Source organism: Traorella sp. mt218 (genome assembly GCF_055420025.1).
Genome location: NZ_JBVAYM010000002.1, coordinates 121,049 through 142,600 on the forward strand (window position 1 = coordinate 121,049; position 21,552 = coordinate 142,600).

At 36.2% G+C, this 21,552-nt stretch carries 22 protein-coding genes and 1 tRNA gene; 16 read left to right on the forward strand and 7 right to left on the reverse strand.

Going from position 1 to position 21,552, the window contains the following annotated elements:
* Positions 1-98: 98 nt before the first annotated feature.
* Entirely contained in the window at positions 99-455 is a 357-nt protein-coding gene (locus ACZYT3_RS01725; RefSeq protein ID WP_464087460.1) for a DUF4186 domain-containing protein, read from the forward strand.
* 17 nt (positions 456-472) lie between these two features.
* Here the strand turns inward: ACZYT3_RS01725 and ACZYT3_RS01730 are convergent, their stop codons facing one another.
* Positions 473-847, reverse strand: coding sequence for an AlkZ-related protein (locus tag ACZYT3_RS01730; protein ID WP_464087499.1), 375 nt, complete (start codon positions 845-847; stop codon positions 473-475).
* Between the two features lie 431 nt (positions 848-1,278).
* Between ACZYT3_RS01730 and ACZYT3_RS01735 the strand changes: the two genes are divergently transcribed.
* The 3 genes from ACZYT3_RS01735 to ACZYT3_RS01745 all read left to right on the forward strand — a co-directional run bounded on the left by ACZYT3_RS01735 (position 1,279) and on the right by ACZYT3_RS01745 (position 4,024).
* A complete protein-coding gene (locus ACZYT3_RS01735) occupies positions 1,279-2,517 on the forward strand; it encodes a carcinine hydrolase/isopenicillin-N N-acyltransferase family protein (RefSeq protein ID WP_464087461.1) in 1,239 nt (412 codons plus the stop codon).
* A 164-nt stretch (positions 2,518-2,681) separates the two neighbouring features.
* On the forward strand, positions 2,682-3,302 hold the full coding sequence (locus ACZYT3_RS01740) for an MATE family efflux transporter (RefSeq protein ID WP_464087462.1): 621 nt from the start codon (positions 2,682-2,684) through the stop codon (positions 3,300-3,302).
* A 95-nt stretch (positions 3,303-3,397) separates the two neighbouring features.
* Complete coding sequence (locus tag ACZYT3_RS01745; protein ID WP_464087463.1) at positions 3,398-4,024, forward strand: MATE family efflux transporter; 627 nt, start codon at positions 3,398-3,400, stop codon at positions 4,022-4,024.
* Positions 4,025-4,299: 275 nt separating this feature from the next.
* On the opposite strand, the gene ACZYT3_RS01750 is transcribed toward ACZYT3_RS01745, so the two are convergent.
* Together ACZYT3_RS01750 and ACZYT3_RS01755 are read right to left on the reverse strand one after the other, a co-directional pair.
* Entirely contained in the window at positions 4,300-5,109 is an 810-nt protein-coding gene (locus ACZYT3_RS01750) for an FRG domain-containing protein (RefSeq protein ID WP_294562235.1), read from the reverse strand.
* Positions 5,110-5,164: 55 nt separating this feature from the next.
* Positions 5,165-5,317 carry a rubredoxin gene (locus ACZYT3_RS01755; RefSeq protein WP_464087464.1) on the reverse strand — a complete coding sequence of 51 codons (153 nt, stop codon included), beginning with the start codon at positions 5,315-5,317 and terminating at the stop codon, positions 5,165-5,167.
* 143 nt (positions 5,318-5,460) lie between these two features.
* Here ACZYT3_RS01755 and ACZYT3_RS01760 point away from each other — a divergent pair, with 143 nt between their 5' ends.
* From ACZYT3_RS01760 to ACZYT3_RS01775, 4 genes are all read left to right on the forward strand, one after another.
* Positions 5,461-6,909, forward strand: coding sequence for an FAD-dependent oxidoreductase (locus ACZYT3_RS01760; protein WP_464087465.1), 1,449 nt, complete (start codon positions 5,461-5,463; stop codon positions 6,907-6,909).
* A 34-nt stretch (positions 6,910-6,943) separates the two neighbouring features.
* Positions 6,944-7,576: a 2-C-methyl-D-erythritol 4-phosphate cytidylyltransferase gene (gene ispD / locus ACZYT3_RS01765; RefSeq protein WP_294562231.1), complete on the forward strand. Its 633-nt coding sequence runs from the start codon at positions 6,944-6,946 to the stop codon at positions 7,574-7,576.
* A 33-nt stretch (positions 7,577-7,609) separates the two neighbouring features.
* Entirely contained in the window at positions 7,610-8,320 is a 711-nt protein-coding gene (locus ACZYT3_RS01770) for a polysaccharide deacetylase family protein (protein WP_464087466.1), read from the forward strand.
* A gap of 30 nt (positions 8,321-8,350) precedes the next feature.
* Positions 8,351-8,426: transfer RNA gene (locus ACZYT3_RS01775), tRNA-Thr, on the forward strand.
* Between the two features lie 151 nt (positions 8,427-8,577).
* Here the strand turns inward: ACZYT3_RS01775 and ACZYT3_RS01780 are convergent.
* The 3 genes from ACZYT3_RS01780 to ACZYT3_RS01790 form a co-directional block, all read right to left on the reverse strand.
* A complete protein-coding gene (locus ACZYT3_RS01780) occupies positions 8,578-8,982 on the reverse strand; it encodes a hypothetical protein (protein ID WP_464087467.1) in 405 nt (134 codons plus the stop codon).
* 193 nt (positions 8,983-9,175) lie between these two features.
* Positions 9,176-9,289, reverse strand: coding sequence for a RhuM family protein (rhuM, locus tag ACZYT3_RS01785; protein WP_464087468.1), 114 nt, complete (start codon positions 9,287-9,289; stop codon positions 9,176-9,178).
* Positions 9,290-9,338: 49 nt separating this feature from the next.
* Complete coding sequence (locus ACZYT3_RS01790) at positions 9,339-10,508, reverse strand: M24 family metallopeptidase (RefSeq protein WP_464087469.1); 1,170 nt, start codon at positions 10,506-10,508, stop codon at positions 9,339-9,341.
* Between the two features lie 177 nt (positions 10,509-10,685).
* Between ACZYT3_RS01790 and ACZYT3_RS01795 the strand changes: the two genes are divergently transcribed.
* Complete coding sequence (locus ACZYT3_RS01795; RefSeq protein WP_464087470.1) at positions 10,686-12,605, forward strand: alpha/beta hydrolase family protein; 1,920 nt, start codon at positions 10,686-10,688, stop codon at positions 12,603-12,605.
* A gap of 72 nt (positions 12,606-12,677) precedes the next feature.
* Here ACZYT3_RS01795 and ACZYT3_RS01800 read toward each other — a convergent pair whose 3' ends face one another.
* Positions 12,678-14,585 (reverse strand): BglG family transcription antiterminator, encoded by a 1,908-nt coding sequence (locus tag ACZYT3_RS01800; protein ID WP_464087471.1) that lies wholly within the window; start codon positions 14,583-14,585, stop codon positions 12,678-12,680.
* A 166-nt stretch (positions 14,586-14,751) separates the two neighbouring features.
* Here ACZYT3_RS01800 and ACZYT3_RS01805 point away from each other — a divergent pair, with 166 nt between their 5' ends.
* From ACZYT3_RS01805 to ACZYT3_RS01835, 7 genes are all read left to right on the forward strand, one after another.
* Positions 14,752-15,063, forward strand: a complete 312-nt coding sequence (locus ACZYT3_RS01805; RefSeq protein WP_071442303.1) for a PTS lactose/cellobiose transporter subunit IIA — start codon at positions 14,752-14,754, stop codon at positions 15,061-15,063.
* Positions 15,057-15,365, forward strand: a complete 309-nt coding sequence (locus tag ACZYT3_RS01810) for a PTS sugar transporter subunit IIB (protein ID WP_071442304.1) — start codon at positions 15,057-15,059, stop codon at positions 15,363-15,365. Before ACZYT3_RS01805 ends, ACZYT3_RS01810 begins: the two co-directional genes overlap by 7 nt.
* 13 nt (positions 15,366-15,378) lie before the next feature.
* Entirely contained in the window at positions 15,379-16,683 is a 1,305-nt protein-coding gene (locus ACZYT3_RS01815) for a PTS sugar transporter subunit IIC (RefSeq protein ID WP_464087472.1), read from the forward strand.
* 103 nt (positions 16,684-16,786) lie between these two features.
* The gene (locus tag ACZYT3_RS01820) at positions 16,787-18,229 is read left to right on the forward strand and encodes a glycoside hydrolase family 1 protein (RefSeq protein ID WP_294561384.1); all 1,443 of its coding nucleotides are present in this window, start codon (positions 16,787-16,789) and stop codon (positions 18,227-18,229) included.
* Positions 18,229-19,275 carry a hypothetical protein gene (locus ACZYT3_RS01825; RefSeq protein WP_071442307.1) on the forward strand — a complete coding sequence of 349 codons (1,047 nt, stop codon included), beginning with the start codon at positions 18,229-18,231 and terminating at the stop codon, positions 19,273-19,275. The genes ACZYT3_RS01820 and ACZYT3_RS01825 overlap by 1 nt, the downstream gene beginning before the upstream one ends.
* 52 nt (positions 19,276-19,327) lie before the next feature.
* A complete protein-coding gene (locus tag ACZYT3_RS01830) occupies positions 19,328-20,494 on the forward strand; it encodes an iron-containing alcohol dehydrogenase (RefSeq protein ID WP_464087473.1) in 1,167 nt (388 codons plus the stop codon).
* Between the two features lie 61 nt (positions 20,495-20,555).
* Positions 20,556-21,491 (forward strand): AEC family transporter, encoded by a 936-nt coding sequence (locus tag ACZYT3_RS01835; protein WP_294561208.1) that lies wholly within the window; start codon positions 20,556-20,558, stop codon positions 21,489-21,491.
* The last annotated feature ends 61 nt before the right edge of the window (positions 21,492-21,552 follow it).

A 21,552-nucleotide genomic window follows, 5' to 3' on the forward strand; every position in this document is an offset into this window, starting at 1 on the left:
TTTTAGGGTAAAGCTTGTAATAAACAGATAATTTTATAAAAGTTATGTCTTATTGAAAGAATGAAAAGAAGTGCTAAAATAGTAGAGAGGTGAATCCTATGCCAACGATTGAAGAAACATTTGCAAGATTAAATCAATCTGCATTCAGAGCAAAATTTCATTTATCTTCAAAAGATAAAGAATATGTTCGTGATAAAGGAATGGATGTAATACGTACTCATTGTGAAGCTTTCATAAGAGAGAGGCTTGCTTTGGCAATGTCTAAAAATGATGGTAAGCAGACACCGATGCGTGGACATCCTGTATTTATCGCTCAGCATGCCTGTGCTTGTTGTTGCCGTGGATGTTTGGAGAAATGGTATCGGGTCCCTAAAGGAAAAGAGCTTACTGAAAGACAGCAGGCTCAAATTGTGAATTTGCTCATGGCATGGATAGAGAAGGAGATGGAATCATAATATTTAACAAAAAGGTATCATTTACAAAGGATATCAAAAGAAGCTTGATCCATTGTCTTTTTTACGATATTCCAAAGCTCTTCTTTACAGTTGCCATTAAAATGTAAACCATTGATTTTCTTGTTGAAGTTTTCTTTTGTACAATAGAGATAAGAATACCAGTTTGCATTTAGTTTTTTTCCTGCATAAGCTGTGATATATAAATTTTCTAAGAGAAAATCAAAAGCTTTATTGAAGGATTTTGTATCCATATTAAGCCTTTTCTTAATCTCGTTTTTATCAGCACATTCAAATTTAGAAAATTCATCATAAATTCTTTTAGCATCATCACTTAATGGCTTTGTTTCTTTTATACGATTTAATAACTGATAGCATTTTACAGATAAATAGATTGATCGTTTTCCAAAGGCCTTTGTGCATTAGATAAAGAAAGTATTGAAGATGTGAAAATCATTATTCAGGAGCTGGCAAAAGATGGTATGGGTGTTCTTGTTGTGACACATGATGAGATCTTTGCGCAAGATATTGCGACCCGAATAATAAAGATGTAAATATACATTTTCCCGATGGTAATTAGCCATCGGGTTTTAATATATAGAAATGTAGGGTTAAAGGTAGGAATATGATTATTTAAAAAAAGATGTTGATTATTCAACATCTTTTGTATATAATACAGAAGTTGAGTTTTCAACATCTCAACTGAAAGGAGCATGTGATCATCTCGTTTGTATTCATTTATCTTTACAGAATTTGTAATTGTTTTTAAACCCATACGAAACATGATACATAGCGTAACGATTTATGGATATAGATGATAAGATCATTGAAACAGAAAATGAAAAACAATAAGAAATTGAATATCAAAAAAATTCTAGTAAGTCTTGCCATTATTCTGGTAGTCTTGATTGCCGGTACAGGTATCGGGGTGTATGCCGTTTGGCATAATGAGATTGCTACATTCATGAGCATTGAAATGCTGCGTGACAGAAATGATGAACATGATGACGGAGCCGTATATGCAATGCATGTAAAGGGTGGATTTTATCTGGATGACTTTGTTGCCCAAGGCGGTGTAAGCAGTGACAGCGAACTGATCGAATTTGTGACGAATAAGATCACCAAGGGTTTGATTCCGATGAATATCAGTGAGTCAGATATCGGTTGTGCATCCTTTACTGCAACGGGAAATAATGGAGATGCGCTGTTTGCGAGAAATTATGATTTTTCTAAGACGAATACGATGATTGTCTTTACAGAGGCAAGTGAAGGACGTCATGCAACGATTTCTACTGTCGATTTACAGTTTTTAGGAATTGATGTGAATCAGAATATCAATGGATTCATGAATAAGATCACAACATTAGCGGCTCCTTATGCTCCGCTGGATGGCATGAATGATGCCGGTGTAAGTGTTGGTATTTATATGACATATCAGGGAAGTGGTGAAAAGACAGTCCCTACGAATCAAAATACGGATAAACCTGATTTTACTTCAACAACATTGATCCGGTTGATTTTAGATTACGCAGATGATCTTGATGAGGCAATCGAAATAGCGCAGTCCTATGATCTTCATGATTCAGCAAATACGTCCTATCATTATATGGTTGCGGATGCCAGTGGGCGCAGTGCAATCTTAGAGTGGGTCGGCAGTGATGATGCCAGTGATAATGATGGTTCAGCACGTGAGCTTGTGGTGACTTATAACGATGATGATGCCCATATCGGGGAGCTGGAAGGCAGTACGGATTATCAGGTAATTACCAACTTTATCATTCAGCCGGGTTATTATGATCATTCACCTGTGGAAGATAAAAAGGGTGTTGACCGCTATGATAAGATCTATGAAGAGTTAAATAAGACAAATGGAATCGTTGAAGATGCATATGGTGCGATGGATATCTTAGCAATGGTCGGCAGAAGAACATGGGATAATGATGATGGTAACGGATGTACCGTTCATAGCGTTGTTTATAATCTGACTGAAAAAACAGTTTTATGGGTTTCAAATGAAAACTATGATGATCCAAGTGCCGTATTTGAATTTAGCTTTAATAAATAAATATAGAGATGCTTTGCAGCTATTTGCAAGGCATTTTTGTTTCTTATTTCGTTGACAAAAGAAGGCTTACATGTTAGAATCTTTCGTGCGAAAGCTATAGATTTCCTTGTGGATGAGATAAACAAGGCAGATATAGCTTTATTTTTTTTGTCAGGAGGTAGAACATGCAGAAAACATTTATGAAAACAAAACCGGTACTTCCTTTAGTACTGTCGATGTCCTTTCCAATGATCATATCCATGCTGGTATCATCTCTCTATAATATCGTTGACAGCTATTATGTTGCACAGATAAGTGAAAATGCCATGACAGCTCTTTCACTCGTATTCCCGATTCAGAATCTGATCAATGCAGTAACGATAGGTTTTTCTATTGGGGCAAATGCAGTTATTGCATATCATTTAGGGGCACAAAATTATCAAAAGGCTGATGCTGCGGCAACTCAAAGTGTGATTTATAATGCACTTCATGGTGTCTTGCTGACGATTGGCTGTATCGTAGTGATGCCGTTTTTTCTAAATTTCTTTACTTCTGATGCCCAGATCATAGATATGGGTATCCGTTATTCACGAATCGCTTTTAGCTTTGCGATTGTCATTGCGATTTCAATGTCAATGGAAAAAGTATATCAGGCAGAAGGTAAAATGATGATCACGATGGTTTGCATGCTTTCCGGCTGTGTAGCTAACATCATTCTTGATCCGCTCTTTATCTTTGGCTGGAAATTCATTCCTGCCATGGGCATTGAGGGGCTGCCTGGGCGACCGGTATCGGGCAAAGCTTAGGTCTGGTTATTTACATCATATGTTATCGTTTTTATCATTTTCAGATACATCTTACCTTGAAAAAAGATACTTTCGATAAGGAAATCACGAAAAAAATGTATGGGGTAGGAATTCCGGCAATTTTTAACCTTGCATTACCTTCTCTGCTGATTTCCGCTTTAAATAGCATCCTTGCTAATTTTTCTGATACATATGTGCTTGTTTTAGGTGTTTATTATAAACTGCAAACCTTCCTGTATCTTACGACCAACGGTATCGTGCAGGGAATGCGTCCGATCGTAGGCTATAATTTCGGTGCAAAAGAATATGCCCGCGTCAAGAAAATTGTCTTGGTATCTCTAAGCTTAAGTATCATCATCATGAGCGTGGGAACCCTGTTATGCTGGCTAATTCCGGATAAACTGATCGGATTGTTCTCTACGAATGCTTCCACGATTGCTTCCGGCAGCATTGCTTTACGCTATATCAGCATTGGATTTATTATTTCCTCGGTATCGGTCATTATCAGCGGTGCTTTAGAAGGTTTGGGACAGGGAGTGCCATCACTGGTGATTTCATCACTGCGATATGTATTCATCATTATTCCTGTTGCTTTTGTATTAAGCCTGATCTTTGGAGCAGAAGGAGTATGGCATGCTTTCTGGATCACTGAATTTATAGCGGCAGCAATCTCATATATGATTTATAAGAGAATGATGCTTTATCCAGATGAAGTAAATTAAGCGCATAAGCGCTTTTTTAATATAGTTAAGCGCATTTTGTATTCCGGTTAGCCAATCCATGATTTCCCTCCTTTCTGTGTATGTCCATTATAGAGTAAAGATTATTAAAATTCCTGACTCTGAATGTTCACATCTGCAAGAATTATTATACAATTGATGCCTTTGCAGCTTCATCATCGTTATTATAGCTTATGTAATCACGGCTCATTCACTGGTTATAAAAGTCAAAGGAAGACAGCCTCTTTGCGAAGTGTCTTCCTTATGCGTATTTTTGATTAGCGTGATTCTTTCACAAAATAATGACGTTTTAACCAGTTTGATAAACCATCAAGATCAGGAAAGATGATACGTTCATTGATGTTGAGACGATCTAACATATCCCTGATTTCCCATCTTAAATCTTTATCAATGATATATTTTACTGTTTTATGTGTATATTTATCTAAAAAATCTTCAATACAGCCAATATTCTTAGGAACTACTGAAAAATAGGAATATTGATTGATGATACGTTCATCAAAAGAAGGAGGTTCCAGAAAGACCATGGACTGATCTGACATATCTTTGTCATAGCTTTCCAGATCATGGACGACATTGCGCATCATGTCCGTGGTAAATAAATATGCCTTTTCACGATTTAAAGCTTCCTGATATTTCTGAGGAAGAAGCAAATTCAATTCCTCGATATCAATTTTCCAGATAAGACCATTATGCTCATCCATCTCATGAAGGTGTTCGCCACTTGTCGCAAAATGCATCGCAATCAAAGGTGAATACGTCCAGTCTAATAAACGGGTAGGTAAACCGTGATGCTGTCCGATGATCAACTGCTTCCATACCGAATCCTTTAGATCCGGCATATGCATCGCAGCATATTTTGTAAAGTTTCTCAGAATAGGTTTTTCTAAATCCGTCCACTTTTCTTTGCAGTTTCTTTCAATGCTTGTTGTCAATGTAAAGGAATCATTCGGTAACCCTCGGTATAGAAATGAGGAACGATGCCGATCGATGCGGACATCATATTTTTGATCAAGCACGACCCCAATGATATCTTCTATTTTTTTAATATAAATTTCTTCTGCCATAAAGCCTCCGTTAATTACAAAAATATTTTATCATAATCAACAAAAGAAAACATCCTTATTCAATATAAACTGAAAACTGTTCTTTATCTGCCATACATATAGGACATACCCACTCATCGTCCAACGCCTCCCATTTTGTATCAGGCGCAAGATTATTTTCAATATCTCCTATGACTTCATCATAAATATAACCACAAACATATTTCATTGTGTTCTCCTTTATAGGCAATAGCCACTTTATTATATGAAATAAAGATCCAAAAACATGCCAGCTTCACAGGAGTATTGGCGTGTTGTCGTAAAGTGATGATATTTTTATGAAAAGAGGGCACCCTATGAATGAGGTGCCTTATGAAAAGTGAATGGATCAAAAACAGAGAAACAGGAATCAAGAAATTAAATCGAAATCTGGAATGTGATGTATTGATCGTTGGAGCAGGTATGAGCGGACTATTGTGTGCTTATCAGCTGCAGGATATGTTTGAGCATATTGTCATCATTGAAAGTGATGAGATTGCCAGTGGGGCAAGCGGCAGAAATACTGGTAAGATCACCAGTCAGCATGGATTGAATTATCAGGAAATACTTAAGATTCATGGTGAAGAGAAGACAAGGCTTTATTATCAGGAAAATGATAAGGCGATCTTGGAGATAAAAGGAATTATTGAGAAATATGACATTGACTGTGAATATTCTGAAAAGGAAGCTGTTGTCGGTTGTAAATCTGTTTATATGACCAAAAAGATTGCAGATGAGATCAAAGCTTATGATACATGTTCGATTCCTTATGAAATTGTCAGAGAAAATGAAATCGAAGGGATCCGTTACGGAGCTAAGTTTTTGAAACAGGCAAGCTTCGATCCTTATCAGTTTTGTATTCAATTAGCTTCGCGTTTAATCTGTGAAATTTATGAAAGAACACCGATGATGCATATCCATGATCATGTGGTTAAGACCAAGGATCATACGATACGCTTCCAGCACTGTATCCTTGCTACCCAGGTCATGCCCTTTCAGTTTAAGTTTTTTTATACGATGACAGCGCCTAAACAGAGTTATCTTGCGGCTTTGAAGCCATCAGATAAAAAGAATTTAATGATATTAAGTGAAGATGAAATCACAAAGACGAAAAACGATATGAAAAACTTCATGCTTATCGGAGGCTATGATCATGCTTTAAGTGATGATTCCAATATCAAATGGCAAAGCTTTAAACGTGATCTGGTATTAGAGTATCCCAATCACCGATTATTGAGCACATGGAGCTCACAGGATTATCAGGTGACGGATTATCTGCCGATCGTTGATCGATGTGATGATTTTATTGTGATCACAGGTTTTAATAAATGGGGAAATACAAATGCTTATGTCGCATCTCTGACTGTCAAGGATATTTTGAAGGATGAGATGACAAAGAGAAGGGAATTGTTTTCTTTGAAGAGAAAGAGTCTTGTTTTCAGTAAGAATTTTATTACAGAAAACTATCAGGTTTTAAAAAGTCTGATTGAATCAAAGATGCATGATTCCAAGCTTATGATACCGGACAATCATCAGGCCGTCAGTTTTCAGTTAGACCGTCATCCATATGGAATCTATCGTCAGGACGATAAGCTCTATATCGTGGATACGTTATGTCCACATCTAGGCTGTACGCTTAAATTCAATGAGCATGATAAATGCTGGGATTGTCCGTGTCATGGTTCACGCTTTTCTCTGACCGGAGAGATCATCAAAGGACCGGCAAGTGTCGGACTTCATCACAGTGAATGTCTTATCAGTGAATTAAAACTGGATAAATAAGTGAAATATGGTAAAATGAATATGGGTGGTATTCATGAGATACAGTGCAGTGATACTGGCAGCAGGGTCAGGAACAAGGGTAGGTCTTGGCTATAATAAGCTGTTATATAAAATGGATGAGGAAACGATTATTGAAAAAACGGTCAAGGTCTTTGAACAGGATGCATCCTGTAATGAAATCATCTTAGTCATATCTAAAAATGATGAGGATGATATGAAAAGACTCTTTAAAGATCGGGTTCACTTTGTCTATGGGGGAGCTACCCGTCAGGAAAGCTCCTATCATGGGGTCAGTGCTGCTCATGAAGAAGTGGTCATGATTCATGACGGTGCCCGTCCATATGTTTCACAGGATGAGCTGAAGCGTTGCAAGGAAGCCATGGAAAACTATGATGCTGCTTTATTGATGGTTCCTGTCAAGGATACGATCAAGGTGGTTGATCACGATATTGTCGATCATACTCCCGAACGTTCAACATTGATGGCAGCGTTAACGCCACAATGCTTTAAAAGAGATTTAATTTGCGGGTGCTTGAAAAAAGCCATCCATGGGCAAGATGTATTTAGTGATGATGCCAGTGTAGTTGAAAGATTAAGCAATACGAAGGTGCATGTGGTTTTGGGTGCATATACCAATATAAAAATTACGACAAAAGAGGATTTATGATTCTCTTTTTTCATATACTGTAACAGGTGAAAAATGAAAAAGCTGCAGCAGAAGATATTTAATTTAGGAATGGCTTGTATCTTGATCTTTATATGTGTGCTTTTCTATCGTGAGCCTGCAACTCAGCCTGTCTTTACAGAAAAGAAATATGTGGGATTGACATATGATGATGGACCCAGTCAGCTTACGACACAGGCATTGATCGATCTGTTGAATAAATATGACGCTTCGGCGACATTTTTTATTAACGGGAATCATGCCAATGAAAATAAAGAATTGGTGAAAAGCATTTATGAACAGGGCAATGAAATTGGTAATCATACCTTGGATCATATCTGGCTGACAAAAGCAAGCCAAGAAGAGAGAGAACGGCAGATCTATGGAAATGAAAGCTTATTGAAATTTTTAAGCGGGCAGCAGGGAGATATGCTGGTACGTCCTCCTTATGGGGATATCAATAAGGATATCTTGGAAGAGTTTGATGTGCCTTTCATTATGTGGAGCGTTGATTCCAGAGATTGGGAGATTAGAAATGCAGCGAGTATTCAAGACAATGTTTTTATGCATATCGAAGATGGTGATATCATTATCATGCATGATGGATATACTTCTACGATCGAAGCAACGGAAGAAATATTGAAGAGAATGCAGAGAGAAGGGTTTGAGGTTGTAAGTGTCAGTGAGCTGTTTGAGTTAAAAAATAAAGAAATTCCGCTTCATGTGAAAGTTAAGCATTGCAGATAATCAAAAAAAGTGATAGAATACTAGTGCTATGCCGACGTAGCACAGTTGGTAGTGCAACGCACTCGTAACGCGTAGGTCGGGGGTTCAAGTCCCTTCGTCGGCACCATATGTAAAAATACTGCCTAAAATAAGGCAGTTTTTTTATGTTTTTTTATAATTTTCATACAAATTTCATACAAAATTATATTCAATAACCATTACTCAGCAGGAAATCCGTTAAATACATGATTTTTATATCGTTGATATTTCAAGAAGATTTACAATTTCTCGATCTGATTCCTCTGGCAGTTCACGACATACCTGTACATAAATATGCTCATCTCGTTGTATTGCATAAAAATCAATCTCTTTTGTTCTATTTTTTCCAATATTAACATCATACCCTTTTCGTCGATTGATTTTGGGTTAAATCCCATAATACGATATTTCAGAGAATCATCCGCCAGATAAAATTTTTCTTGTGTTTTTAATACGGATTTTCCCTGCAAATCATATCGCCGACAGCGACAGATGATAAATGCTTTTTCTAACCAGGTCAGATAGCTGTAAACCGCTTCTACAGATAGGGAGCGCCATTCATCATCAAAATCTTCAGATGTATAGTGCATACTGATAATATGGTCTTCAGGAATCCCGCTTTCCAGCAAATCTTCTCTCAGCATTTCCAAGATTGATCAAAGGTGTGTTCAACAGTTTTAAAGATGTAGAAAGGCCCTAAGTCCTTATTTAGAAGGTATTTGGGGCCTTGAATGCATTTCAAAATGTTGTATATAAAGTCTTTACCCGATCATAAATTTTTAGGAACAGACATATTATGCATATTATCAAAATAAATTGATACTAGTACATTAAGCGTTAAGTTATCACACTGGCAGCATACAAATCAAGAACTTGGCGATAAAGCATCTTCTCAGATAAACGAATATCACGAATGCGATCCAAAAAGCTCTTTCCAGTAATTACCACCACCGTTTCCTTTTAGTCTTTCATCATCTAGTGCAAAGCCTTTATGATTTGTTTATAGATTTTTTGAAAAATCAATTTCAAATAAATCACGCGGGAAATTGGTAAGGAATTCAGCGCCATCTTCCGTAACTAGGATCATATCTTCTACACGCATATAACCTTCATTTTTAAAGAACATCTTTGGCTCTGAACAGAAAATCATTCCCGGCTGTAAAATCAGATCTACATTATTTTTTAACCATGGCATTTCATGAGTTTCTGTTCCTATATGATGACCATTGCCACCCTCTTCTTCCCGTTTAAAACGTAAGTATTGATAATATCCTAATTCTTCCGCTTTATCACAGATATAACCATATAAATCACCAAAACGTGTCACTCCCGGTATGATTTTAGAAACCATATAAACCTGAGCTTCTTGTAAAGCGTGGTAACCGTTCTTTACTAATTCTGGAGCTTTTCCATAATACACGGTTCGACCCCAATCGGAGCAATATCCCTGATCCATATATCCAATATCAAATGCAATCATGGTGCCATCAACGAGTTTTCGTTCATTTTCAAAAGGCTCAATTTCTTGCGCATTGGCCGTATTTCTTGTCTTAAAGCCACAAGTAGGAGAGAAAGACAAATCCTGTATTCCGTGCTGTAAACCATAATCGACAATCATCCGTTCAGCTTCAAACATGGTCATTCCGGGTTTTAGATGTTTACATACGTACATTACAGCTTCATCCGTAAATTGTGCCAGCTTCTTCATATGAGCGATTTCATACTCATCTTTGATCCGGCGAATATCTTCAAATAACGTATCCGTATCAACTGTAGTAATCGTTTCATCGATATGAGAAAGGGTTTCTTTGATCCACTGATCACAGTCTTTTCCAATACCAATATTCTTACCATCGATGATATGAGTTAATTCATCTTCAAATTGATCCATATAACTGACAACAACATCATTTAATAAGGTATTCATCGTATCTTTGTGCTTAGGAATCGTCAGAATCGTTGATTTTCCTTCTTTATTTACATAAATCAAAGCTTCTGGCATGATGGAAGCTCCGGAAATAGGAGCAAATGTATTCATGGCATTTCTTTGCCACAAACAATGATGTGATTCTGAAAGATATTGAAAATTAGGCCCTAAAGCATATAAGACACCATCTAATCCACTTTGCCTGATGGCCTGAAGACATTTTTCTCTTCTTTTGCTTAACATTTTACTTTCCTCCTTTTTATGTTTCAATGGTTAATGGAATTATAGTCCTACCTAAGTAAAATGACAATAAGGATTTGAGATTTTTTAAAAATACTTATGATATTAAACGATAATTGACATTCAATCAAATGTAAGAGTAAAATAACTAAATAAATAATATAGATAGGAGGATGTCATATGAAACCAATTGAGCTTGATTTAATGTTAAAGTATCGTTATTTATCAGGATTAAATACTTATCAGGATAAGCTGATCTATATCGATACCTTGGCCGATATCGGAAATAATGATTATACACAACGTCTTCATCATTTTGATCCCATAACGAAAGAAGATCATATTTTACTTGAAGATAAAAGAGTGAGATATGCAGTGGTTGATGATGCATTAATGATTTTAAAAGGACAAAGTGAAGGTTTTTATGAAACAAAAGTGTTTTGTTATGATCAAGGACTTACAGAAGAATGTGAGTTACCGCTAATGATTCAGGAAATGCATGGCTATACAGATCAGTATTATTTCGTTACGGCGACAAGTTTTGTGGATTGTCCTGACTATCATCTCATGGATGAAGATGCCAAGAAAGCTTATCATGCACAAAAAGAAAAGAATAAGGATTATCTTGTGCTTGATGAATATCCGTTTTTCTATAATGGGGCCGGATTCATTAATGGAAGTCGTAACAATGGATTCTTAATAGATAAGAAAGATCATTCAATCACCAGAATTACACCATGTACAATGGATGTGGAACAAGTTCTGATAGATGGTGGAAAAATCTTTTTATTGGCGAATGATTATCAGTCAATGAAGAAAATGTGGTCTTCCATTTACCAATATGATATTCATACAAAAGAGTTATCTTGTATTTATAAAAATGAATCATTATTTATTAGTAAAATAGTTATGATCAAAGGAAAATTACATGCTTTGGCTTCTGAGAAAACATGTATTTCAGGTAAGTCTTTTTATGAAGTTAAAGATGGCCAGTTGAAATGTGTATATGAGAGTGAATGGATGTTTTATAATTCGATTGGCAGTGATTGCCGTTATGGCCAGTGTAAAAACAGTTTGACCTTGAATGGTGATTTATACATTTTAAATACTGTTGATGAGCGGTCTGTTTTGAATCGTTTTGATGGAAAAGAATTTACTTATATGACAAACTTTGAAGGTTCTGTTGATGATTTTACCTTTATTGATGATCGCTTGTATATCATTGCTATGAAGGATATGAAACTACAGGAAATCTATCAAGTGAAAAAGGATGAGGTCATTCAGTTAACCAATATCAATGAAGAAGTCCTGAAAGATAGATATATCGCAAGGCCAAAGAGAATCTCTTGTTTTAATCTTCATGAAATCCGCGGATGGGTATTAAAACCGATTGATTTTGATCCTGATAAGAAATATCCGATGATCTTGGATATTCATGGTGGGCCTAAGACAGCTTATGGTGAAGTGTTTTATCATGAAATGCAGCTATGGGCATCAAAAGGTTATTTTGTGATTTTTTGTAATCCGCATTGTTCTGATGGCAGGGGTGATGAATTTGCAGATTATCTGAAGCATTACGGTGCCACTGACTATGATGATCTGATGATGTTTGTTGATCGTGCGATTGAGGTTTATCCACAGATTGATAAGGATCGATTATGTGTGACGGGTGGTTCTTATGGAGGATATATGACGAATTGGATCATTACGCATACGGATCGATTTAAAGCGGCTGTATCGCAACGCTCTATTTCAAACAGAGTCGCTGATTTTTATTACTCAGATTATTCTTATGATACTACTTATGAAAATGGTATTGATTTGAATGCCGAAGCAATTGAATTGTTCTGGGATCGTTCGCCATTAAAATATGTAGAAAATGCAGTAACGCCAACCTTATTTATTCAATCAACAGAAGATTATCGCTGCCCATTTCCAGAAGCCATTCAATTGTTTTCAGCACTTAAATGGAAAGGTGTTGAAACGAGAATTTGTGGATTTATAGGTGAAAACCATGAATTATCAAGAAGCGGTAAACCAGAGCATCGGTTAAGAAGATTAGAAGAAATTACCAATTGGATGGAAATTCATGTAAAATAAAAATGTTTAAAATGAACCCTGTAATTAGGAAGTGATCCTATATTACAGGGTTTTTATTTATGTAAACAACGTTTATTTATAGATTAAACGTATAAAATCAGCAAAGTTATTACAATCAAGCAGTTCTTCCGTTATCTTTTTATTTGTCATAGCAGTTGTAATAACATTAAAAATATCTAAAAATAACGATCGATCTTCTGAGCGAAGAGAAATCATGAATATAAAATTCACTTCATTATTCACCCATTTAACGGGCTTCTTATTGATCCAGACAGCAATGGCAGATTGATGGATATGAACATCACTGTCACTTAAAGGGTGAGGAATGGCGATATTGTTATATTCTGTGGGTAATTCTTTTTCATGTCTGTATATATCTTCTTTAAAATCAGAGTTGACATAACCAAGCTTCTCCATTTCATCACATATGTAGCTGATGGCATGATTGCCGGATGAAAAATCTGTATTGAAAAACATTAGTTCTTCTTTAAAGAATCGTTTGATTTTTTTCGCAAATTCTTCTTCTTGAAGCTCTTCTTGAATTTTTCTTACAGCATTAGCAACATTTTCAATATCTTTTTTTGTTGGTAAGACATTGATATGAACCTGACGGATGTGAATAGCAGGATTTGTTTCTAAAGTAGTTAGGATCAAATCGGTTGATTCATCAATGTCTTCATATGAAGATACGATATCGGTAAGATGAATATTATTCACATTGGCAGATATCTTATCAAATATGTTTTTACCTAAATCATGATAATCGTAAATAACAATTTCACAATTCACATGTTGAATGTTCTGCCTTTCTGTTTCCATAAGCACACCTAAATGAAGGGCAATATAAGATATTTCATTTTCGGGTAAATCGCAATGTGCTGTTTGTGATATGAGCGAAGATATGTAAACAGCAATCATATAAAGAAACGGATAATCATTTTTTATGCTGATAAAGTTGTTTGAGCTGATTTGCATATTTTCATGAAGGCGAATCAGAAGATTTTTGATATGAAAAGCAAATCTTACGATAAAATCATCGTTATTAAGGTCAATGCCGTAATTGCTATATACGTTATGAATAATCGTTATAAGCAAATCTTTAATTTCTTTACCGACATAATTATCAATTTCATCCAATGTCAGATTTGTCATTTTAGACGAAGTAGCCCGTGTCGACATTAAAACAGAAGCATCGAATATCTGATCCAAGGTAAAGTTAGAATCAGGATATTCCTTTTTCAGATCTTCATATATAGATACGATGATCTTTTGAAAATGAGTATCAAAAGGCAGATCGACAGATCTGGAAAATGATATAGGATTGTTCGTTTGACTTGTTTCAATACAAATGGCAAGATGAAGGACATAGTTTAGGATCGAGTAGTCATCAAGCTTATAATCATTTTTTTCTAAATTATTTAAGATGACCGATCTTATTTTCTGAATATCTGCTTTTTCAAAGAAATTTTGTAGAGAAACGATTGAAAACATCGAATCCTCCAATTCTTTATTAAGTAACGATAAAAGATATTTATGTTTTTTTCTAACTTCACCTACGATAAAAAGCCGTCCGTTTTTAGTATTGATATAGAGATCACTGTTTTTCAATTCTGCTCGTAAACGTGCTAAATCTTTATTAAAGGTAGATTCAGAAATATAGAGATCATTCATAAAATCTTCAATGGTTACATCTTCTTTATTTAAAAGAAGCTTTTCTAGAATATATTTGCTTCTTTTTTCATAGCTGTCAAAGAATGAAGTGTCTGAAATGTCATTAAATATGGTAGAAACCTTTTCTTTGTTGATGATCTCATAGCCCAAATTAGATGATTTTATGATATTTCCGAATTCTTCATTTAATTGCTTTGTATAGTTTATGATGCTTCTTCTGGAGATGCCAAAAACTTCCTGTATGACGCTGCTGCTTACAGGGGTGGTCTGATTGAGAAGGTATTTTAAGATCTCATACTTCTTTTCCATATTAATCGCACCTCTTTTGACATAGTTATTATAGTATATGTTTATTTTTATAAAAATGCATTGATTTGCACACCCTTGTGCAAATGCGTGGAAAGAATATTTATGAGGAAATATGTACAATGTAAGCGTAAAGAAAAGCTAGCTTGGTTAGAAAGGAGGTAATGATTTGGATATCAATCAAATTGCCGCAAATATTATCGCGTATGCAGGGGACGCCCAAAGCTTGGCGATGGAGTGCGTGGGATTAGCCAGAGAATTCAAGTTTAATGAAGCTGCCGAAAAATTGGAAAAAGCAAAAGAGTCGGCCTTAAAAGCACATCGATACCATACGGATCTGATTGCTTTGGGAGCTAGAGATGAGAATCTTAAAATCAATCTTTTAGTAGTACATGCATCAAATCATTTATCAGTAGCGGAAACTTTGATCACCATGGCTGAATTGTTTGTTGAATTAAAAGAGGAGATTAAAAAATGCTAAATGTAGTATTACTTTGTCAATTTGGAGCAAGCACGGGTATGCTTGCAGAAAACATCAGGAAGGCTGCGGATACAAGAAATATTGAAATGGTCATTAATGCGTATTCCATTGCTGATGCGAAAAATGTTGTTGGAAATGCAGATGTAATCTTATTAGGACCGCAGCTGCGTTATCAAAAAGATGTAATCGTAAAATTGTTAGATGATAAAAAGACGCCGATCATTGTCATTGAACCTTTGGACTATGGCATGATGAATGGGGAAAATGTCTTGAATCTGATTTTAAACGAAGTGAAAGCTTGAAAAGGAGGTAAAAATGTCTACAGATGTAAAAAAGAAAGGTTTTCTGGATTCACTAACAGATGGAATATCAAAATGGCTTGTTCCAATCGGAGAAAAATTACAGGCAAATAATGTGATTGCTGCTATTGCTGAAACAATGCAGGCAACGATGCCTTTGATCATTATTGGTTCATTTGCTACGATGTTCTTAAGTATTGATATTGGTCCCTGGCAATCATGGATCAATTCGGTTCCCGAATTAGTGAGTGTTTTGACCAAAATTAATACTTTAACATCAGGAGCATATTCATTATGGACAGTTCTTTTATTGTCATATTTTTATGGAAATAGAATTGATTTAAAACAAAATATTGCAACTATTCCTATTACTGCAGCTATATTTTTCATTGTTTCTCCATTGACAGATGGAAATATCAGTGCGAATGCGGTGGGAACCTCTAATTTGATCACAGCAATGTTAGTAGGGTGTTTAGTACCTGCTGGTGTTAAATTTCTTGTAAAACATAATGTGATGATAAAAATGCCAAACAGTGTTCCGAAGTTTGTTGAAGAAGGTTTTGCCGTATTGGTGCCTGCGATTATTTTATGTGTGATTGCAGGTATGATCGATGCAGCTTTCAGTAGTACTTCTTATGCAACTTTTGCCGGATTTGTTTATGCTATGTTACAAGTTCCACTAGCTAATATTGGTTTATCGTATGGTGGTTATGTAATTATCTGTTGTTTAGCATCTGCAATCTTATGGCCGGGCTTGCATGCGAATACGATCATGGGGATTGTTTCACCATTAACGTTAGTAGCTAGTGCTGAGAATTTATCTGCTTTGCAGGCAGGTGAAGCACTTCCGAATATCATCGATTTCGAATTTCATATGATCATGGATCCAGGAGGACAGGCATCCTTATTGATTCCTTGTCTGTTAGGATTGTTCTTCTGTAAATCAAAACAAATCAAACAGGTTTCCAAAGTAGGCTTTATTCCGGCAATCTTTGGTATCGGTGAACCAATTCTATTTGGTTTTCCTTGTATGTTTAATCCATTGATGATCATTCCGATGGTCTTGTCGACCTTCTGGAATGTAACATGCTGGTATGTTGCGATTGCCACAGGTTTGGTTGGAAGATTCAGTGGTTTGGTTCTTCCTTGGACGACACCACCGCTGTTAAATTCAGCTTTAGCAAGTACGACTCCTGTAGCCGCTGTGATCTGCCATATCGTTATGCTCGTTGTTAATGCGCTGATCTGGCTGCCATTCGTTCAGGCATATGACAGACAATTGCTTGAAAAGGAAAACGCAGCTGAAAAGGCTGAAGCATAATAAGAAATTATTGATGAAGGTTTAGAGCTTGTTAAGGGATACCTGCTTATGATTCATAAATATCAGATATCCCTTTGTTATAAAAAAGAAGAGGAGAAGAAAAATGTCAAAATTTCCAAAAGATTTTTTATGGGGCGGTGCTACTGCCGCTAATCAGTTTGAGGGAGCTTATGATGTAGGTGGAAAAGGATTAAGCATTGATGATGTCTTTTCCAATGGTTCTCATACCCAGCCGAGAAGAATAACCAAGGATACAGAAGAAGGCCTGTATTATCCAAATCGAGTTGCAAGTGATTTCTATCATCATTATAAAGAAGATATTGCCCTGATGGCTGAAATGGGTTTTAAAGTATATAGAATGTCGATTGCATGGACAAGAATCTATCCGACAGGTATGGAAAGTGAACCAAATGAAGAAGGTTTGAAATTCTATGATGCGGTATTTGATGAATGTCGCAAGTATGGAATTGAACCACTGGTAACTTTATCTCATTATGAAATCCCGCTTGCAATGACGAATGAATTTAACGGTTTTGCGGATCGTAGAGCTATTGATTGTTTCAAACGTTTTGCTACGACGGTATTTACAAGATATAAGGACAAGGTAAAATATTGGCTGACATTTAATGAAATCAATCTTGCTACTTGGGATAATGGAATTGGCAATTATCTCGTATTAGGTGTCAGAAATGAAGGAACCAAAGATTATGTACATCAGGTCGATGATCCTCAGGTTCGTCTTCAGGGACTTCATAACCAGCTTGTTGCCGGAGCATGGGCAGTAAAAATTGGTCATGAGATTAATCCTGAATTTAAGATTGGCAATATGATTGCAATGAATCCTGCCTATCCGTATTCATGTAATCCGGAGGATGTTTTTAAAGCAGAAAGAAACTGGCAATCAGATACTTATTATTGCGGAGATGTTCAGGTGCGTGGAGAATATCCGTTCTTTGCCGAAAAATATTGGCAGGATCGCGGAGTGACGCTTGATATTACAGAAGAAGACAGACAGATTTTAAAAGAGGGTACAGTTGATTTCTTTTCATTATCCTATTATCAGACATTAGTATTAACCTCAGATGATTCCGTACAGAAATCTGAAAGTATGTTAGGCGGTGTAAAAAATCCATACCTGAAAAGCAATGACTGGGGCTGGGCCATTGATCCTACCGGCTTGCGTTATTTATTAAATGTATTATATGGAAGATATAATATCCCGATTATGGTCGTTGAAAATGGTATCGGTGCTTATGATAAGCTTGAAGAAGATGGTACGGTGCATGATCCATACCGAATTGCCTATCTTCGTGAACATATCAAAGCCATGAGCGATGCAATTGAAGATGGTGTTGATTTGATTGGTTATACGATGTGGGGCTGTATTGATCTGACATCAGCAGGAACAGGTGAAATGAAGAAAAGATATGGCTTTGTTTATGTTGATTCAGATGATTATGGAAATGGTTCGTTTGATCGTTTCAGAAAGGATAGCTTTTATTGGTATCAGAAGGTAATCAAAACGAATGGGGATGATCTTTCCTAATGGCAAATAAGATCGTATTTAAAAGTAATGCCACATACCCGCCTTATACAGAATTTACATCCTTTAAAGAGGATTATCTAAAGATGGAACCGGATGTCTTTCATAATGAACGTGATGGATATTGCTCCTTATCGTTAAATCCTGTATTCTGCCAGTTTTTTGTAGATGATCAGCCTTACTTTTATTATCGCCATTTAGATCCGGACAAAAATAGATTCGTGGGTATTTCTAAATTGGGAGATGGACCCTTGGATTATCAAAAAGGGGGGTATACCTATCAGTTGGCTGCTCCGTGCAAGAACGATGCGATCGTTCCTTATCATAAGATAGCAGATGATCCACCGGCTTATGGATGTAGTTCCTTGGATGGTAAGATGGAGATTGTATATTATACCGATCATGCGTTTGTTAAGGAATCGGATATATTACAGTTGAATTTTGAATATTATCCTATGGCAGTTATCGATCATTTTAATGCATGGCCTAATGCATGTGTGATTTATCAGGCGGCAAAATTTACAGGAGAATTTGAAGGAAAACCTATTCATGGTGTTGGCCGATGCTCTCATTCTTATACGATTCAAAAGGAAAAAAATGTTGGTTTTTCTATGGAATATGGCAGCGTCAATATGAATAATGAATTGATCGGTATCCGGGAAGATGGCCGTATGGAAGAAGCTGTCATTGATATCATTGCTGATGGAAAGGTATGGGCCTATTATCATCTGGAAGGTGAAGAGCCGGTGTATGCTGATGAAGTTGAGGTTGAAGCAGACTTTTATCGCATCCCATATCTAAATGATTCTACTTGTATCTATAAAGAAATTGTGTTCCGTTTTGCCGGAAAAGAAATTCATATGACAGGCAAGTGGGGAACAAAAGGCTTTCTGGGTTATCCACGCTTTGAAAAAGTTGGACAGGCAGAAGTCGTCGGCCCTTGGTATGAAGGTTCATTACCATATCAGCATAGGGAGTATATGTCATTTAATGAGGTTCAGGATTGTTATGAAAAGCAATTAAAGGAATTGGGTTTTAATGTCTATTAATTTAAATGATGATATGAAGATCATCCTCTATTTAGAATAGAAGGGAGCAATTATGTTAGGTAATTTTGAATATTTTAATCCAACGAAAATATATTTTGGTAAAGAAGCGATTCAACATCTGTTACCGGAATTAAAAAACTATGGACAAAATGTAACTCTGGTCTATGGCAAAAATTCTATTAAAAAAATAGGTTTGTATGATGAAGTCGTTGCAATTTTGAAACAGGCGGGTAAATCAATTAGTGAGATAAGCGGTGTCATGCCGAATCCTACGATTCAGAAGGTTTATGAAGGTATTGAAGTTGTCAAAGAGAATAAGACGGATTTGCTGTTGGCTGTGGGTGGCGGATCGGTAATTGATTATGCTAAGGCCGTTGCCGGCAGTGCTTACTGTAACGGTGATCCTTGGGAGAAGTTTTATATTGGAAGGGAAGAGTGTACGAATCAAGTGATTCCGGTTGGCTGTATCTTAACGATGGTGGGCACTGGTTCAGAAATGAATGATAATGGTACGATAACCAATCATGAAACGAAACAAAAGATCGGTTACAAATTTGGAAAGGATGCCTATCCTAAGTTTGCGATCATGAATCCGGAATATACATATTCTGTATCTTATTATCAGTTTGCTTCCGGTACTTTTGATATTATGTCACATATCATGGAACAATATTTTTCCAATGAAGATGATAATGTATCAGATGATATCGCAGAAGGTCTGATGCGATCGGTAATTCGAAATGCAAAGGTTGCTAAGGGTGATCTTACAAATTATGAAGCACGTTCGAATCTGATGTGGGCGGCCACATGGGCCTTGAATAATTTGATTGCGATGGGAAAAACAGGTGATTGGGAGGTCCATATGATGGGTCAGGCAATTGCTGCTTTTACGGATGCTACTCATGGGATGACATTATCATGTATTTCCATTCCATATTATCGTTTGATGGCTAAATATTATCCGCCTAAATTTGCTCGGTTTGCCGTAAATGTCTGGGGTGTTGATCCAGGCAATAAAACAAATGAGCAAATTGCTGAGGAAGGTTTAAATCGTTTAAAAGATTGGATGATTGAATTAGGCGTTGCGATGAGCATCAAAAAGGTAGGCATCAGCGAGGATATGATCGAAGAGTTAGCTGATAATACGCCGATCAATGATGCCGGATATCACAAGCTCAGCAAAGAAGAACTGATACAGATTTATAAAAATAGTCTGTGAATGAATCAATGGGGTTTCCTGATGTGAGGGTACCCCATATTATTTAAAAAGGAGGTATGTCATGAAAGTGTTGGAAACTATAATCCCTGTATTTTTTATGCTTTTACTGGGATTTTTATCGAGAAGGTATCATTGGATCAGTCCTGATCAAAAAGAAGGGGTAAAGAAGGTATTATTCAGTATTGTTTTGCCTATCGTCGTATTTAATGCAATTTTTACCTCTGATATCCAGCCATCATTGTTTTTAGTGATTTTATATGCATTATTGGCATGGTGCGCTGCTTTTGTGATAGGTAAATTATGCAGCAAATGGATCAGTGAACGCTATTCCAAAATAGTACCCTATATGTTATGGACAGTGGAAGGCGGCAGTGTAGCTTTGCCTCTATATACATCAATCGTAGGCGAGGGATATGCCATCAATACGATTACTTTTGATATGGCTGGTATCATCATTGGCTTTGTGCTGATTCCGATACTTGTATCAAAAGAGTCAGCCAAAAACGCTTCTTCATCAGAAATTATAAAGAAAATATTAACAAATTCCTTTGTCTTGGCACTGGTTTTCGGTCTTATATTAAACTTCATGGGTGTATATTCATTATTGGATAAAATCAATGTCTTAACGATTTATACAGATACGGTTTCGATGGCAACCGTTTCTTTGACAGGATTGATTTTATTTTCAATGGGGTATGAGCTAAGCTTAAAATTTTCAATGTTGATGCCTATCTTACGATTATCTCTTATTCGTATCGTGACAAGCGTTATGATCGTCTTGGGTATTTTCTTCTTATTTCCTCATTTGATGGAAAATAGATATTTTATGATAGCTGTTTTGGTATATTTTTCATGTCCGACAGGTTTTGCGAATCAGCTTCAAGTACAGCCCTTATTTAAGGATGAAACGGATGAGAGCTTTTTATCAACCTACCTTTCACTTTATATGATCGTGACGCTTATTGCTTATGTGCTGATCGTATCGTTTGTTGTATAGATAAACGGGTAATGAAAATTCTATGAATCTTGCATGTCAATGAAAGATATGGTATAAATAA

Coding starts and splice junctions, on each gene's coding strand:
- ACZYT3_RS01725 (WP_464087460.1), top strand. CDS start 99: ATGCCAACGATTGAAGAAACATTTGCAAGATTAAATCAATCTGCATTC.
- ACZYT3_RS01740 (WP_464087462.1), top strand. CDS start 2,682: ATGCAGAAAACATTTATGAAAACAAAACCGGTACTTCCTTTAGTACTG.
- ACZYT3_RS01745 (WP_464087463.1), top strand. CDS start 3,398: ATGTATGGGGTAGGAATTCCGGCAATTTTTAACCTTGCATTACCTTCT.
- ACZYT3_RS01750 (WP_294562235.1), bottom strand. CDS start 5,109: ATGGCAGAAGAAATTTATATTAAAAAAATAGAAGATATCATTGGGGTC.
- ACZYT3_RS01755 (WP_464087464.1), bottom strand. CDS start 5,317: ATGAAATATGTTTGTGGTTATATTTATGATGAAGTCATAGGAGATATT.
- ACZYT3_RS01760 (WP_464087465.1), top strand. CDS start 5,461: ATGAAAAGTGAATGGATCAAAAACAGAGAAACAGGAATCAAGAAATTA.
- ispD (WP_294562231.1), top strand. CDS start 6,944: ATGAGATACAGTGCAGTGATACTGGCAGCAGGGTCAGGAACAAGGGTA.
- ACZYT3_RS01770 (WP_464087466.1), top strand. CDS start 7,610: ATGAAAAAGCTGCAGCAGAAGATATTTAATTTAGGAATGGCTTGTATC.
- ACZYT3_RS01780 (WP_464087467.1), bottom strand. CDS start 8,982: ATGCTGAGAGAAGATTTGCTGGAAAGCGGGATTCCTGAAGACCATATT.
- ACZYT3_RS01790 (WP_464087469.1), bottom strand. CDS start 10,508: ATGTTAAGCAAAAGAAGAGAAAAATGTCTTCAGGCCATCAGGCAAAGT.
- ACZYT3_RS01795 (WP_464087470.1), top strand. CDS start 10,686: ATGAAACCAATTGAGCTTGATTTAATGTTAAAGTATCGTTATTTATCA.
- ACZYT3_RS01800 (WP_464087471.1), bottom strand. CDS start 14,585: ATGGAAAAGAAGTATGAGATCTTAAAATACCTTCTCAATCAGACCACC.
- ACZYT3_RS01810 (WP_071442304.1), top strand. CDS start 15,057: ATGCTAAATGTAGTATTACTTTGTCAATTTGGAGCAAGCACGGGTATG.
- ACZYT3_RS01815 (WP_464087472.1), top strand. CDS start 15,379: ATGTCTACAGATGTAAAAAAGAAAGGTTTTCTGGATTCACTAACAGAT.
- ACZYT3_RS01820 (WP_294561384.1), top strand. CDS start 16,787: ATGTCAAAATTTCCAAAAGATTTTTTATGGGGCGGTGCTACTGCCGCT.
- ACZYT3_RS01825 (WP_071442307.1), top strand. CDS start 18,229: ATGGCAAATAAGATCGTATTTAAAAGTAATGCCACATACCCGCCTTAT.
- ACZYT3_RS01830 (WP_464087473.1), top strand. CDS start 19,328: ATGTTAGGTAATTTTGAATATTTTAATCCAACGAAAATATATTTTGGT.
- ACZYT3_RS01835 (WP_294561208.1), top strand. CDS start 20,556: ATGAAAGTGTTGGAAACTATAATCCCTGTATTTTTTATGCTTTTACTG.